The 14199-nt window shown below is 43.3% G+C and carries 12 protein-coding genes and 1 tRNA gene; 5 read left to right on the top strand and 8 right to left on the bottom strand.

Annotation, left to right across the window (positions count from 1 at the left end):
• Nucleotides 1–179: 179 nt before the first annotated feature.
• From rlmF to ffh, 3 genes are all read right to left on the bottom strand, one after another.
• Entirely contained in the window at nucleotides 180–1133 is a 954-nt protein-coding gene (gene rlmF / locus FG24_RS01920; RefSeq protein WP_036300390.1) for a 23S rRNA (adenine(1618)-N(6))-methyltransferase RlmF, read from the bottom strand.
• Nucleotides 1134–1243: 110 nt separating this feature from the next.
• Nucleotides 1244–1319, bottom strand: a tRNA-Lys gene (locus FG24_RS01925).
• Nucleotides 1320–1499: 180 nt separating this feature from the next.
• On the bottom strand, nucleotides 1500–2864 hold the full coding sequence (gene ffh, locus FG24_RS01930) for a signal recognition particle protein (RefSeq protein ID WP_036300393.1): 1365 nt from the start codon (nucleotides 2862–2864) through the stop codon (nucleotides 1500–1502).
• 229 nt (nucleotides 2865–3093) lie between these two features.
• On the opposite strand from ffh, the gene FG24_RS01935 reads away from it, so the two are divergent.
• The gene (locus tag FG24_RS01935; RefSeq protein ID WP_036300395.1) at nucleotides 3094–3915 is read left to right on the top strand and encodes a cytochrome C assembly family protein; all 822 of its coding nucleotides are present in this window, start codon (nucleotides 3094–3096) and stop codon (nucleotides 3913–3915) included.
• 105 nt (nucleotides 3916–4020) lie between these two features.
• Here FG24_RS01935 and FG24_RS01940 read toward each other — a convergent pair whose 3' ends face one another.
• The 5 genes from FG24_RS01940 to FG24_RS01960 form a co-directional block, all read right to left on the bottom strand.
• A complete protein-coding gene (locus tag FG24_RS01940; RefSeq protein ID WP_051901394.1) occupies nucleotides 4021–4728 on the bottom strand; it encodes an HAD family hydrolase in 708 nt (235 codons plus the stop codon).
• 1 nt (nucleotide 4729) lies between these two features.
• Nucleotides 4730–5614: a drug/metabolite exporter YedA gene (gene yedA, locus FG24_RS01945; protein WP_036300396.1), complete on the bottom strand. Its 885-nt coding sequence runs from the start codon at nucleotides 5612–5614 to the stop codon at nucleotides 4730–4732.
• Nucleotides 5615–5923: 309 nt separating this feature from the next.
• A complete protein-coding gene (locus FG24_RS01950) occupies nucleotides 5924–7462 on the bottom strand; it encodes a 2-isopropylmalate synthase (protein WP_036300399.1) in 1539 nt (512 codons plus the stop codon).
• A 335-nt stretch (nucleotides 7463–7797) separates the two neighbouring features.
• Nucleotides 7798–8592: a CDP-diacylglycerol--serine O-phosphatidyltransferase gene (gene pssA, locus FG24_RS01955; RefSeq protein WP_036300401.1), complete on the bottom strand. Its 795-nt coding sequence runs from the start codon at nucleotides 8590–8592 to the stop codon at nucleotides 7798–7800.
• Nucleotides 8593–8851: 259 nt separating this feature from the next.
• Nucleotides 8852–9502 (bottom strand): OmpA family protein, encoded by a 651-nt coding sequence (locus FG24_RS01960; RefSeq protein ID WP_036300402.1) that lies wholly within the window; start codon nucleotides 9500–9502, stop codon nucleotides 8852–8854.
• Between the two features lie 168 nt (nucleotides 9503–9670).
• Between FG24_RS01960 and tgt the strand changes: the two genes are divergently transcribed.
• The 4 genes from tgt to secF all read left to right on the top strand — a co-directional run bounded on the left by tgt (nucleotide 9671) and on the right by secF (nucleotide 14136).
• Entirely contained in the window at nucleotides 9671–10774 is a 1104-nt protein-coding gene (gene tgt / locus FG24_RS01965; RefSeq protein WP_036300403.1) for a tRNA guanosine(34) transglycosylase Tgt, read from the top strand.
• Nucleotides 10775–10898: 124 nt separating this feature from the next.
• Nucleotides 10899–11213 carry a preprotein translocase subunit YajC gene (gene yajC / locus FG24_RS01970; RefSeq protein ID WP_036300406.1) on the top strand — a complete coding sequence of 105 codons (315 nt, stop codon included), beginning with the start codon at nucleotides 10899–10901 and terminating at the stop codon, nucleotides 11211–11213.
• 80 nt (nucleotides 11214–11293) lie between these two features.
• The gene (gene secD / locus FG24_RS01975) at nucleotides 11294–13123 is read left to right on the top strand and encodes a protein translocase subunit SecD (protein WP_036300409.1); all 1830 of its coding nucleotides are present in this window, start codon (nucleotides 11294–11296) and stop codon (nucleotides 13121–13123) included.
• Between the two features lie 47 nt (nucleotides 13124–13170).
• Entirely contained in the window at nucleotides 13171–14136 is a 966-nt protein-coding gene (gene secF, locus FG24_RS01980; RefSeq protein ID WP_036300412.1) for a protein translocase subunit SecF, read from the top strand.
• Nucleotides 14137–14199: the final 63 nt, after the last annotated feature.

A 14199-nucleotide genomic window follows, 5' to 3' on the forward strand; every position in this document is an offset into this window, starting at 1 on the left:
ATGAGAGGGCATATTAACGTATATGGCCATCTACGGATAAGCTGTTTATTAAAAATTTACTACTGCGCCTAATAAGCGCAAACTCAATATAAGCGTACAAGCTCGATTAAATTTAAATTATTTGATGCACATGCGCATCAATGAAGTCCTTGGTTATACAGAAGTTAAATCAAATACCATCAAAATAACAAAGCATGTTGCTGGCTGGCATTTAAAAATGTCCAGGCAACGATACGGCTTTTCTTTTGGCCTTGCGACATTTCAATCGTACTGACCTCTAACGCATTTACTTTCTTAAGTGCTCGATAAACGCTGGGCAGATTAGCTGCTTTTGAGATGAGCGTAGTAAACCACACACATTGTTTTGCATAGTGCTGGCTTTCATTAATCATGGCGGTCACAAAGGCTTCTTCACCACCGTCGCAATATAACTCTGCGTTTTGTCCGCCAAAATTCAATACGGAAGACTTGTGACTCGAACGATGCTTAGCAAGCTCTTTGCCTAAACCGCGCCACTTGCGCTCTGTGCCAGCTTGCGCTTCTTCTAAGGATCCATGAAAAGGTGGATTGCACATTGTCAGTGCAAACTTATCTCCTTGTCTGATGATGCCGTTAAAGATAGACGTTGGTGCCGTCTGCAACCGTAGCTCAATGTGGCTAGAAAGCGCATTCCCATCCACAATCCGTTGCGCGTTATCTAAAGCCTTAGCATCTATATCAGCCCCTACAAACTGCCACCCATATTCACGTGTACCTAGCAGCGGGTAAATCATGTTGGCGCCCACCCCAATATCTAACACACAAACGGATTGACCTTGCGGCACAACACCGGCATTCAATCTGCTTAGTAAATCGGCAATGTAATGTAAGTAATCCGCACGACCAGGAATCGGTGGGCAAAGATACTGCTTGGGAATATCCCAAACAAGCACCTCGTAAAACTGTTTGAGCAATGCCTGATTAAGTGCCTTAACCGCCTGAGCATTAGAAAAGTCGATAGAAGCATCGCCATATTTGTTCAGCTTTACATAAGGAGCCAATGCTGAACTAGCCTGAACAAGCTGATCAAAGTCGTAGCGTGCACGATGGCGATTACGCGGATGTAGCTCAGATTTCGTATTATCAGGTTTCACTAATGTTGAGCAACCAAATTAAAAACTGTAGGGACTAGATAATGATATTCAATGAAACGTTAATACAAAAGAAAAAGGCTTAATCATTTCTGATTAAGCCTTATATATCTTGGTAGGGTGTGCGGGGATCGAACCCACGACAAACGGATTAAAAGTCCGCTGCTCTACCAGCTGAGCTAACACCCCATTCATTTCGTAATTAATTTTGTTACTTACGAAAGGTCGCCATTATATAGAAACTATCAGGCTGGTCAATGAAAAATTCACAAATAACTTAATTATTTTGTAAAAAAATCTACGACTTTTCGTAAGAGACTGTTTTAACAAGGCTTAGCAAATTCGCGCCGATTCACCCAAGCTAACACATTAACGCATTCCTGGCAGTTTACCGCCCATTAAGCTACCCATGCTACGCATCATTTTTGCCATGCCGCCCTTGCTAAACATTTTCATCATCTTCTGTGTTTCTTCAAACTGCTTCAATAAACGGTTCACTTCTTGTACTTGTACGCCAGAACCATCTGCAATACGTTTTTTACGTGTTGCTTTAATCAGTTCAGGTTTACGACGCTCAAGCGGGGTCATGCTATTAATAATACCTTCAATACGACGGATGCTTTTATCAGCATCATCTGGGTTCACTTTGGCCGCCATGCCTGCAATTTGTGATGGCATCTTATCCATCAATGCACCCATGCCACCCATTTTGCGCATTTGTAACATTTGCGCCTTAAAATCATCTAAATCAAAGTTTTTACCAGATTTAACCTTATCAGCCAGTTTCTGTGCTTCAGCCAAATCAACATTTTTATGCGCCTGCTCAATCAAGCCTAGCACATCGCCCATGCCCAAAATACGCGATGCCATACGATCTGGGTAAAATGGCTCAAGACCATCCACTTTTTCACTGACACCAATATATTTAATTGGCTTACCGGTCACATGGCGCACTGACAATGCCGCACCACCGCGTGAGTCACCGTCCAGCTTCGTTAGAATAACGCCAGTTAACGGTAAAGTATCGCCAAAAGCCTTCGCCGTATTAATCGCATCCTGCCCCTGCATCGCATCGACCACAAACAAGGTTTCAATCGGGTTTAAAAAGGTGTGCAATGCTTTAATCTCAGCCATCATGGCTTCATCGATACCTAAACGACCCGCCGTATCGAAAATCACCACATCATAATAGCCACGCTTTGCGAAATCCAAGGTGGCAGTGGCAATATCAATTGGCGCTTGATTAGCGTTACTATCAAAACACTCGATCTCCAGCTGTTTCGCCAATGTTTTAAGTTGCTCAATCGCTGCTGGTCTGTACACATCAGCGCTGGCTAACAACACTTTCTTTTTTTGCTCTTTTAATAACTTTGCCAGCTTTGCGGACGTTGTAGTTTTACCTGAGCCTTGTAAGCCTGCCATCAAAATAATCGCGGGGGGCACTGCGGCTAAATTCAAACCCTCATTCGCTTTACCCATGAGCGACGTCAATTCATCACTCACAACTTCAATCACGGCCTGACCAGGGGTTAAGCTTTGCAAGACCTCTTTACCCTGTGCACGCAATTTAACGGCGGCAATAAAGTCTTTTACTACAGGCAAAGCAACGTCAGCCTCTAGCAAAGCCATGCGCACTTCACGCATCGCATCTGCTATATTTTCTTCAGTTAAGCGCGCTTGCCCACGTAAATTTTTAATGACGCCTTGCAAGCGCCCAGTCAAATTTTCTAGCATGTTTATACTCTTACTAATAATCTAAGGTTTAATTTTACATCAAGCGATAGGCCTGTCCTATCAATACATTTTTTAAATCAAAGACGCAGGCAAATACTCACTCACAGTAGCCCTATGGTCACTACGTATATCATAGGCTGAACACTTAAATTCATCCACCATGACACAAAGCATATATTTATTAAAATCAGCTATTATATTTACATCCTAATTGCGCCATAATTGCACTATGCAAAAACTAATCCCTTACTTTATCGTTGCTTTCATCTACATGGCCGTTGCTATTGACTTTTGGCGCGAGGCCAAAGCGCCGGCGAGCAATGCTGTCATCAGGCTTAATGCGCTAAAGCTGCATTCTGCGATGATTGCTTTAGGATTGCTGATTCATGGGTGGTTACTCCATCAAAGTATTTTTTCAGTAGGGTTTAATTTAGGATTTTATCAGTCAATTTCGGCAATTCTATGGCTAACCGTGTTGGTGTACTGGGTCACAGACCGCAACTATCAACTTTATAGTCTTCAGGCATTTGTGCTTCCGCCTGCCGCGCTATTCTCTTTATTGCCTGCGTTTTTCACAGAAACGCACTTCCTGCCAGAGTCAGACAACCATCTTTTTCTCGCCCACATTTGGCTAGCGATGATTGCCTACAGCTTGTTCACATTCGCAGCGCTTCATGCATTATTAATGGCAATAGCTGAACGCAATCTGCACCATAAAACCACCTTGATTAAACTACCAAACTTTCCGCCATTAATGGTGATGGAAAGTCTATTATTTAAAATGATTGGTGTTGGATTTATTCTACTCACCGTCACGTTGGCGAGCGGCATGTGGTTTTCTGAGGAGTTATTTCACAAGCCAATGCAGTTTAACCACAAGTCTATTTTCTCAATTGCCAGCTGGTTTATTTATGCAGGCTTGCTATTTGGCAGATATCAATATGGATGGCGCGGGCTCAAAGCTATTCGCTGGACCTTAGCTGGGTTTATCTTACTGTTACTGGCCTATATCGGCAGTAAATTTGTTTCACAGATACTGCTAGGTCACTAGTCCGTTTAAAGCCGTATTGATACACGGCTTTAAACGCAAGTGCTTACACCCCAGCAAAGCTAATCTCCAATAGATCTAGATACAAAACTAGAGATTCTGGTGCAACTAGTTACGTAAACTAATATGAGGCCACTGGTGTTGTACCGCATAGGCTGTAAGCGTAGGGTCTGCATCAACTGCCACTGGATTAGTCACCAACTTCATCAATGGCAAATCATTGTGTGAATCGCTATAAAAGTAACTTTTACTAAAATCACCTAATTGCTGACCACGTGCTTTTAACCAGTCGTTAATGCGTGTTACCTTACCCTGCTGAAAACTCGGCACACCTTGCACTCCACCTGTGTATTGACCATCTACCATCTCTGGATCTGTACCGATTAAATGCTCAATACCATACGCAGTCGCAATTGGCTTGGTGACAAAACTATTAGTTGCCGTAATTACAACACACAAATCCCCTGCTGCTTTATGTGTATCCACTAAGTCTTGTGCTTTCTTAGTCATCATTGGACGAATGACTTTTTCCATGTATTTCAGATGCAAGGTATCTAGAAATGCCTTTGAATGCTCACTTAATGGCTTCAATTGAAACTCAAGAAATTTATAAATATCTAAATTACCGTTTTTATAATCTTGATAAAACTGATCATTACGTTCCTGGTGTGCTTTGCCATCCAACAGGCCTTCGTTAATCAGAAACATGCCCCAGTTATAATCACTATCACCAGCAAGCAAAGTATTATCCAAATCAAACAGTGCTAAATTTTGTTTAGAATCTAGGTCTTGCTTCGAGTCTACATCTTGTTTCATATTAAATATCTTTATTGTTCGTTACAGAAAGTACTAAGAAAACACCTACTAAAATCACACCTAGTGCAATCATTTCAATCATGGTCACATGCTCAGAAGCAAACCATATCCCTACAGCAAACGCCACGATTGGGTTCACAAAGGTATTGCTGCTAGCCACTAATGGGCGCACGGTTTTAAGCAAGTATTGGTATGCGCTGTATGCAATAAGCGAGCCCAATACGATTAAAAACACTAAAGCCCCCCAAGACCTTGGCGACACCTCTGCCGGCCAAGATTCGCCAGCGTAAGCGCTTACTATCAGCAATGCCAATCCACCTACAAGCATCTGACAAGCCGCCCCCATCAAGCCTTCCGGCATCGATAAATGCTTACCCCACACCGAACCAAATGACCAACTTGCGGCAGCAAATATCAACAGAAATGCACTCATAAAATCGCCATCGAAACTGCCACCTAAATTCAGCAACACAATGCCAACTAGACCGATAGCGATACCTAGCCACTCTTTAGGGATAATTTTATGCCCCCAAATAGAGGAAAAAATTGCCATCCAAATAGGCGCAGTTGCAATAGACAATGCAGCAACACTTGAAGACACCGTCTGTTGTACATAACACACCGTACCGTTACCCAATGCGGGCAACAACAAACCAACCACACCAGCGCCAAGCCATTCACGTGCAGATGGCATCGCTGCGCCTAAATAACGCATCACCACAAATAAAACGACGCCTGCGACAGTAAAGCGTACACCACCCATCAAAAATGGCGGGAAACTCTCTATCCCAAAGCGAATGGCCAAGTACGTTGAGCCCCAAATAAAATAGGTACAAAACAACGCCAATACAATCATCAGTGATTGTCGACTCATATTTAAATGCATATTTTTACGCTGCTAGAATTTAGCGATCTTCCAAAAAAGTTGTCCTGCCAAAGTAGCAATCTAAAAAGTGCACCAGTACTCATAAATGAACCCTGACCATTTCAGCCTAGACAACATAGAGATACTTAGCAATGAATCATATGAGTAGAATAATGCTCCATACACTCACACGCTTTAAAGAATCTAGCAGATCACTAAGCCCCTCTTCAAGCCTTGCTTAAGATAAAGCGGGCGACTCAGCACTATTAGTTTAGCTGGCGTTTAATCTGCCAAAACCACGTCTGCTCATTCGCCCGAATTAAGACAAAACTATACTTGTGGGTGCGCACGCTCTGACTTGCTATGCAACTTATTTAAGCCATTCAAATAAGCTTTCGCAGAGGCCACAACGATATCAGTATCCGCACCTTGCCCGTTCACGATACGCCCGCCTTTTGAAAGGCGCACGGTCACTTCACCTTGGGCATCGGTACCGCTAGTAATATTATTGACTGAGTAAAGTAACAATTCAGCGCCGCTATTTACAATTAGCTCAATCGCCTTAAACGACGCGTCCACAGGGCCACCGCCATCAGCTTCAGCCTTTTTCTCGCTACCGTTATCGCTCACGGTGATCAAGGCATGCGGCACCTCTCCAGTTTGCGATGCGACTTGTAAATACACCAACTTATAATTCTCTGTGGCTTCTGAAACAAACTCATCACTCACCAAGGCATGCAAATCCTCATCAAAGATTTCAGATTTTTTGTCTGCCAAATCTTTAAAGCGTGCAAACGCTGCATTTAACAAATCTTCGGTTTCAAGCTCAATGCCCAACTCTTTCAAGCGCGTTCTAAATGCATTACGGCCAGACAATTTACCTAAGGTTAATTTGTTTGCGTTCCAACCAACATCTTCAGCACGCATAATTTCATAAGTCTCACGGTGCTTCAACACGCCATCCTGATGAATTCCAGACTCATGCGCAAAGGCATTTGCACCCACAATCGCCTTGTTAGGCTGTACAGGATACCCAGTAATAGAAGAAACCAATTTGCTGGTTGGTACGATTTGCGTCGTATCAATACTTGTCGTTAAATTGAAAATGTCACTGCGTGTTTTCACCGCCATGACCACCTCTTCCAAGCTTGCATTACCTGCGCGCTCACCCAAGCCATTTATCGTACATTCAACTTGACGCGCACCGCCCATGACCGCAGCCAATGAGTTCGCAACTGCCATGCCAAGATCATTATGGCAGTGTGTTGACCACACCACTTTATTACTATTAGGCACGCGAGCTATCAACTCACGCATACGCTCGCCCCATGGCGCAGGAATAGAATAGCCTACGGTATCTGGCACATTAATCGTTTTTGCACCGGCTTGAATCACAGCATCAAACACACGAATCAAGAAATCCATGTCTGAACGTACTGCATCTTCGGCTGAAAACTCAACATCATCTGTATATTCCAATGCCCATTTCACAGCCTGCACAGCACGCTCAACCACTTGGTCTTCTGTCATACGGAGTTTATTTTCCATATGGATTTTGCTGGTGGCAATAAAGGTATGAATACGTCCCTTTGCCGCAGGCTTAATCGCCTCACCAGCACGACGCACGTCATTTTCGCTAGCACGTGCTAATGAGCAGACTGTTGAATTTTTAATGATTTTTGCAATTTCGTGAATCGCATCAAAATCACCTGGACTCGCCGCAGCAAAACCAGCCTCAATCACGTTAACGCCCAATTTCTCAAGCTGGCGTGCAATACGGATTTTTTCCTCTTTAGTCATTGCTGCGCCTGGGCTCTGCTCGCCATCACGCAATGTCGTATCAAAAATTATAATTTGGTCTTGTGTCATGATAATTACCTTAGTTTTATTTTATTTCAGCCTATCACCGCTTTAAATAACAGGCTAGTAGCTGGCAACTCACCTAATAGTGGATGCGCGAAGTAATACTTAAATTTTGAGTGTGTTTAGTCTGCGCACTAGCGCAGGAAACTAAGAAGACGTAACGCAGATAAATTGCGTAGCAGATCCGCACTTGCATGAAGATGAAGTGCGTATTGAGTAAATGTAATATTTAAATTGAACATAGTACTAGCAATATAATGTTTTTTAAGGCGTTTCGCAAGTGCTTAAGTATTTGAATTTATTTATCATGATGATAAATAAATCTTACGTAACATGACCAATTACTTGGGCACTGTCATTGACGTAAACTTGCCTCGTAACCACATTGCATATCCAGAGAGCGCATACACGGCCATAATCAAAAACAACACTTCTGGCGGGCTGTATGAAATAAGTACAAACGCTAACATAATGCCTAAAATCACAAAAAACGGCACGCTAGCTTTTAAGTTAATATCTTTACCGCTGTAATAGCGCAAGTCACTCACCATAGAAGCGCCAGCAAACACAGTGATGCACCATGCCATCCACTTCATTTTAAGCACACCAAAAAACACATCGCGACCACTCACACCATACTCATAAGATACCCATACAAACCCTGCAAGTAAAGCCGCAGCAGCAGGGCTAGGTAAACCTTGGAAATAGCGCTTATCTTGATTGACATCATCCAGCTTAGTGTTAAATCTCGCCAATCTAAGTGCAGCACATGCGCAATAGATAAAAGCAGCAAGCCAACCAAGCTTACCTAAAGGCTTAAGCGCCCAAACGTACAAAATAAGCGCAGGCGCCACACCAAATGAGACCATATCAGACAGGCTATCGTATTCCGCACCAAAAGCGCTCTGTGTATTCGTCATACGTGCGACACGACCATCCAGACCATCCATCACCATCGCAATGAAAATAGCAATTGCGGCAAGCTCAAAGTTGCCATTCATGGCCTGCACAATCGCATAAAAACCAGCAAATAACGCAGCCGTAGTGAATAAATTGGGTAATAAATAAATGCCACGCTCACGCAAAGATGGCGATTCTGGATTACGACGAGATGGTTTTTGCTTATATTCAATCATGTTTTGTATCATACCTTTATATATGATAATTTTTTAATTTTGATTAGTATAACAAAGCCTACGGTGATACTTAAAATCAAATTTCGGGGCTTACTGGTTTAAGCCTTGAATAATTTACACCTTTAATAAACTCACTTTTAACTTTATCGTCAGTATTCACTCGCCAATAAAAATAAAGCCGACATATTTGTCGGCTTTATTTAGCACTTCAATTTAGTACTTCAATAATTAATCTTTAATCAACAAATTAAATTAACTGTTAATTAGCTGGCTCTGCGACAAAAATCTCTACGCGACGATTTTTCGCTCGGTTCGCAGCCGTGTCATTAGCTACTAAAGGCTCACGAGAGCCCCTGCCATCAATCGCAATTCGGCTAGACTGTACACCACGTGCTGCAACGTAATCACGAACACTCGCTGCACGATTTAACGATAACGGATTATTAACAGCGTCACTACCAGTGCTATCCGTATGACCGATGACGGTCACGTTGCTCGCTGGATTCTTCACCAAACTAGCAGCAAAAGTATCAAGCACAGCTCTAAAGTTTGCCTTAATATCTGCACGGCCCACGTCGAAAGAAATATCGCTAGGAATGTCCAATTTCAGACGATTATCCGCAGTCTGCGTCACGCCTACACCAGTACCAGCTGTGGCTTCTTCCATTTGCCTTTTTTGTTCTTCCTGACGCTTGGTCCATACGTTACCCGCTACCGCACCCACACCAGCACCTACTGCAGCACCAATCGCAGCACCTTTGCCTTTGCCCGCAATCGCGCCGACCACAGCACCGGCGCCAGCGCCAATCGCAGCACCCTTAGCAGTACCTTTTTGCGTCTCAGTCATATTGGCGCATCCGCCAAGAACAAACGCCAGCAAGCATGAACCTAAAATCATCGTATTTTTCATATTATCCTCCGTTATTAATTTTGCACTTAACCTTTGAGTATATTCTATGAAAATAGTTTTCACTAAGACTCAAATAGTTAAGCTTGTATAAGCATACGCAAACAGTCCACCCTACAAACTAAACATATTATGTTAGTATCGCGACATTCAAAATATTTTAGCTCCACCATGCAATTTACCTTACACAAACAAGATGGTCTCGCACGCCGAGGCACTTTAGAATTAGCGCACGGCAAAGTTGAAACCCCTGCGTTCATGCCAGTTGGCACGTATGGCACAGTCAAAGCGATGTCGCCGTTAGAACTCACAGAAATCGATGCACACATCGTACTAGGCAACACTTTTCACCTATGGTTACGCCCAGGGCTAGAGGTCATTGCGGCCCATGGTGGCCTTCATAAATTTATGGGATGGGACAAACCGATACTCACAGACTCTGGCGGTTTTCAGGTTTGGAGCCTAGGCGATTTACGCAAGATATCAGAAGAAGGTGTTAAGTTCCGCTCGCCTATCAATGGCGACTCATGCTTTCTGACGCCAGAAGAGTCCATGAAGATTCAGCGTGTATTAAATTCCGATATCGTCATGATTTTTGACGAGTGCACACCCTACCCAGCTACCCTTAAAGAAGCCGATATCTCTATGCAACTTTCGTTAAGATGGGCAAAGCGCAGTAAACAAGCGCACGAAGGCAACCCGAATGCGTTGTTTGGCATCATACAAGGTGGCATGCATGAAGAGTTACGTGATGTTTCGCGTGAAGGCTTAGAGCAAATCGGATTTGATGGTTATGCGATTGGCGGCCTTTCAGTTGGTGAACCCAAAGAAGACATGCTGCGCATTTTGGCACATACCGCACCTAAAATGCCGCAAGACAAGCCTCGTTATTTAATGGGCGTAGGTACTCCTGAAGATCTAGTCGCAGCTGTATCGCAAGGCGTTGACATGTTCGACTGCGTAATGCCTACTCGTAACGCACGCAATGGCTGGCTATTTACCCAATATGGCGACGTTAAGATTAAAAATGCGAGCTATAAAAACGATACTAACCCACTTGATGCAGACTGCGCATGCTATACCTGCCGCAATTTCACCCGAGCATACTTGCATCACCTGCATAGAATCGGTGAAATTTTAGGCTCACGTCTAAACACCATACACAACCTGCACTACTATCAGCAACTCATGGGCGGCATGCGTGGGGCGATTGAAAGTGGAACGTTTGAAACCTTTAAACAAGAGTTTGCTGTAAAGCGTAGAAGTTTGTCCTGATTTCACTGAACTCAAATCTGCACCATCTACATTCAAATGGAGTATGTGCTAGAATTAAAGGCTAATTTTTACACTATTCCTAAGTTTATTCATTTTTAAATTTATTTTTTAAGAGAGTTATATCGTGTTTATTTCAAATGCTTATGCTGCAACAGCGCCTGCCACAGACTTCACCAGCTTCTTACCGCTGGTCGTGATTTTCTTGCTGTTCTTCTTCATGATTATTCGTCCTCAAATGAAACAAGCTAAAGAGCAACGTAATATGATTGCCGCCTTGCAAAAAGGTGATGAAGTGGTTACTTCTGGTGGCATTGTTGGCAAAATCACTAAAGTTACCGACACTTTTGTCACTGTTGAAATTGCACCGAATACTGAAATTACCGTTCAGAAGCATGCAATACAAAGCGCATTACCAAAAGGTACGATTAAAAGTATTTAATTAAAAGTATTTATCTACAAATATATTAAACAATTTGCACCCTACTAAAAGTAATGCAAACCGTTGACTAGAGCCTGACTATGAACCGCTACCCGCTGTGGAAAAACATTTTTGTTGTCTTCATGATTCTGATGGGGCTGATTTACACCATCCCTAACATGTTTGGGGAGTCGCCTGCTATTCAAGTCACGCCTGCAAAAAGTACAAGTAAAGTTGACCCTGCTTTACTAGCGCAAGTAGAGCAGATTCTTAAGCAAGAAAAAATTGCTTACGATGGCATTTATTTAGATGCACGCGGCGTAAAAGCTCGCTTTGCAAATACCGACACGCAAATCAAAGCCAAAGACCTATTGCAAGCAAACTTGAGCAGTGACTACACGGTGGCGCTAAACTTATTATCTCGCTCACCAGAATGGCTACGTAGCATTGGCGCAAGACCAATGTACTTAGGCCTAGATTTACGTGGTGGGGTGCACTTTCTTTTGCAAGTGGATATGAAAGCTGCTTTAGACAAAGCTGCTGAACGTTTTGTGGGTGACTTTAGAACCGCTTTACGTAAAGAGCGTATTTCTTACGCGGGCGTAACGCGTGAAGGCCAAACGGTACAGATTCGCTTCACCAGCGCTTCTGAACTTACTAAAGCAAAGAAAATCATCAGTAACCAATATCCTGACCTTACACTTAAAGATAGTATCAATGGTGAGGACATGCTATTGAGCGCTTCACTCAACGCCATTGAGCAAAAACGTATTCAGGAGTTTGCACTAAAACAAAATATTCAAACATTGCACAACCGTATTAACGAGCTAGGTGTTGCAGAGCCAATCATTCAACAACAAGGTGCAGACCGCGTAGTGGTTCAATTACCTGGTGTACAAGATACAGCGAAAGCGAAAGAGATTTTAGGTCGTACCGCTACGCTTGAAATCCGTTTAGTTGATGAAGAAAAATCTGACGCCATGACCTTAGAAAAAGCAGCACAAGGTCAAGCGCCTATTGGTACAGATGCCTTTAAAGACCGCGAAGGTAGTGTCATACTAGTGAAAAAGAACGTTGTGCTCACTGGCGATTACATCACCGATGCAGGTCCTGGCGTTAACAACCAAACTGGGCAATCTGTCGTTAATGTGACGCTAGATGCTCGCGGTGCTCGTGTGTTCCAACAAGTGACACGTGAAAACGTGGGTAAACGCATGGCCATTTTACTGATTGAAAAAGGCAACACTGAAGTAGTGACAGCACCTGTCATTAATGAAGAAATCGGTGGCGGCCGCGTACAGATTTCAGGCATGGCGAACACTCAAGAAGCCACGGACATCTCTTTACTATTACGTGCTGGCGCGCTGGCTGCACCAATGGATATTATTGAAGAGCGTACTGTTGGTCCTAGCATGGGTGAAGAAAACATCAAACGCGGCATGCACTCTACTTTATGGGGCTTTGCAGCGATTGCTGTATTCATGATCATTTACTATGTGGCATTTGGTGGTTTTTCAGTATTAGCACTGGGCATCAACTTACTATTGTTGGTTGCTGTATTGTCAATGTTGCAAGCAACACTCACTTTACCTGGTTTAGCGGCTGTAGCCTTAACCCTAGGGATGGCGATTGATGCTAACGTATTGATCAACGAACGTATTCGAGAAGAGTTGCGCAGCGGCAATACGCCTCAAGCATCAATCCATATTGGTTATGATCGCGCTTGGGATACGATTCTAGACTCCAACGTGACCACAATGATTGCTGGCATTGCGCTGTTCTTATTTGGCTCAGGCCCAGTTAAAGGCTTTGCCGTAGTGCATGTACTTGGGATTCTGACTTCTATGTTCAGTGCCGTGGTCGTTTCACGTGCGATTGTTAACTGGGTCTATGGTAGCCGTCGCAAAACAACACACCTTTCAATTGGTTAAGCGCTCCAGTTAACTAGCGCCCTCAGTCAAAAAATAGAGCAAACACTATGGAATTTTTTAGAGTAAAAAAAGACATCCCGTTCATGAGTTATGGCCGCCTAACGACAGCCATCTCAATGATTACATTCGTCCTTGCCATCTTTTTCCTGGCAACAAAAGGTTTGAATTTTGGCGTAGACTTCACTGGCGGCACCATGATTGAAGTGAACTATCCGCACGCCGCAGATTTAAATAAGATTCGCACAACGATTGACGGCATCGGATTAAAAGACGCTACAGTACAAAATTTCGGTACTAGTCGTGATGTACTGATTCGCTTACCGGTAAGAGCAGGCCTCACAGGCTCACAACTTTCAGATCAAGTGATTGGTTCACTAAAGGCCGTAGATAGCACAGTACAGATGAGCCGGATTGAGTTTGTGGGTCCGCAAGTAGGTGATGAACTATATGAAAAAGGCTCACTAGCTTTACTCTTGGTTATCGCTGGTATCATGATTTATCTGGCTATGCGTTTTGAATGGCGCTTTGCCGTTGCAGCTATTATCGCAAATATGCATGATGTGATTATCATCTTAGGTTTTTTCGCATTCTTCCAATGGGAATTTAACCTGACAGTACTGGCCGCGGTACTCGCAGTATTAGGTTACTCTGTGAACGAATCTGTGGTGGTATTTGACCGAGTACGTGAGAACTTTCGTAAAATGCGTAAAGCTAGCGTGACTCAAGTGATTGATAACGCCATTACGCGCACCATGTCGCGCACTATCATTACCCACTTTTCAACACAGCTCATGGTATTGTCTATGTTGCTATTTGGTGGTGAAGTACTACATAACTTTGCATTGGCACTTACTATTGGTATTTTGTTTGGTATTTATTCTTCAGTATTAGTAGCTTGCCCAATCGCCATGTGGTTAGGTATCAGCCGTGCCAACTTAATGAGCGATGTTGAAAAGAAAGAAGGCGAGAAGAAAGAGCCTACCGCTGAACCAGACCCATCAGAATTTGCTTAAACCAACCGCAATGACCGCTACAGCGACTTATATTTCTGAAATATGATGTTGTAGCGGTTTAAA

Source organism: Methylotenera sp. L2L1 (assembly GCF_000744605.1).
GTDB lineage: Bacteria > Pseudomonadota > Gammaproteobacteria > Burkholderiales > Methylophilaceae > Methylotenera.

Coding starts and splice junctions, on each gene's coding strand:
- ffh (WP_036300393.1), bottom strand. CDS start 2,864: ATGCTAGAAAATTTGACTGGGCGCTTGCAAGGCGTCATTAAAAATTTA.
- FG24_RS01935 (WP_036300395.1), top strand. CDS start 3,094: ATGCAAAAACTAATCCCTTACTTTATCGTTGCTTTCATCTACATGGCC.
- FG24_RS01940 (WP_051901394.1), bottom strand. CDS start 4,728: ATGAAACAAGATGTAGACTCGAAGCAAGACCTAGATTCTAAACAAAAT.
- yedA (WP_036300396.1), bottom strand. CDS start 5,614: ATGCATTTAAATATGAGTCGACAATCACTGATGATTGTATTGGCGTTG.
- FG24_RS01950 (WP_036300399.1), bottom strand. CDS start 7,462: ATGACACAAGACCAAATTATAATTTTTGATACGACATTGCGTGATGGC.
- pssA (WP_036300401.1), bottom strand. CDS start 8,592: ATGATTGAATATAAGCAAAAACCATCTCGTCGTAATCCAGAATCGCCA.
- FG24_RS01960 (WP_036300402.1), bottom strand. CDS start 9,502: ATGAAAAATACGATGATTTTAGGTTCATGCTTGCTGGCGTTTGTTCTT.
- tgt (WP_036300403.1), top strand. CDS start 9,671: ATGCAATTTACCTTACACAAACAAGATGGTCTCGCACGCCGAGGCACT.
- secD (WP_036300409.1), top strand. CDS start 11,294: ATGAACCGCTACCCGCTGTGGAAAAACATTTTTGTTGTCTTCATGATT.
- secF (WP_036300412.1), top strand. CDS start 13,171: ATGGAATTTTTTAGAGTAAAAAAAGACATCCCGTTCATGAGTTATGGC.